We start from the raw sequence: 914 nt of genomic DNA on the forward strand, positions 1-914 counted from the left end.
CCCGGGCCCACGGGGCGATGATGCCGGCCGACTGGCGCCAGCGCCTCGCCGGCTTCGACGCCCTCCTGCTCGGCGCCCTCGGCGACCCGGGGCCGGGCAGTGACCCGGAGCGCTACGCCCTGCCCGACAGCGTCTCCCTCGCCCCCCTGCTGGAGATGCGCCGGGCGCTCGACCTCTGGGCCTGCGAGCGCCCGGCCGTCCCCCTGGCCGGGGCCCCGATGCCGCTGGCGAGCCCCCGGGCCCTGGAGACCGACCTGCTCGTCGTCCGCGAGAACAGCGAGGGGGAGTACGTCGACCAGGGGGGACGGCTAGCGGTCGGTAGCCCCCAGGAGACGGCGACGCAGCTGGCGGTCTTCACCCGCGTCGGTACCGAGCGGGTCATCCGCCACGCCTTCGAGCGGGCGCGGGCGCGCGCCCTCGAGCGCCGGCAGGGGCAGCGGGCCGCCAAGGCCTTCCCCCGCGACGACGGCACGGCGGCGGAGGCCTCGCTCTGCCTGGTCACCAAGCGCAACGCCGTGCGCCACGCCGGCGCGCTGTGGAGCGAGGTCTTCGCCGAGCTCGCCGCGGCGTACCCCGAGGTCGCTACCCGCCACGAGCTCGTCGACGCCTGCGCCATGAAGCTCGTGACGGAGCCGTGGGCCTTCGACGTCGTCGTCGCCAGCAACCTCCACGGCGATATCCTCACCGATCTCGCCGCCGTGCTCGCCGGCGGCATGGGCCTGGCGCCCTCGGCGAACCTCAACCCGGCGGACCGGCGCCGCCCCCCGCTGTTCGAGCCCACCCACGGCAGCGCCCCGGACATCGCCGGGCAGGATCGCGCCCACCCGGGGGCGATGATGCTCACCGCCGCGGCCATGCTCGAGTGGATGGGCGTGGAGGACCCCGCCGCCGCTGCCGCGGCGGTGAGCATCATC

General features: G+C 76.5%; 1 protein-coding gene. It reads left to right on the top strand.

All coding sequences use genetic code 11. From position 1 onward, the window contains the following. On the top strand, positions 1 to 914 hold a 914-nt coding region (locus CKO13_RS12375; protein WP_200261454.1), incomplete at both ends, for an isocitrate/isopropylmalate family dehydrogenase.

This window comes from Halorhodospira neutriphila (genome assembly GCF_016584055.1).
Classification (GTDB): Bacteria; Pseudomonadota; Gammaproteobacteria; order Nitrococcales; family Halorhodospiraceae; genus Halorhodospira; species Halorhodospira neutriphila.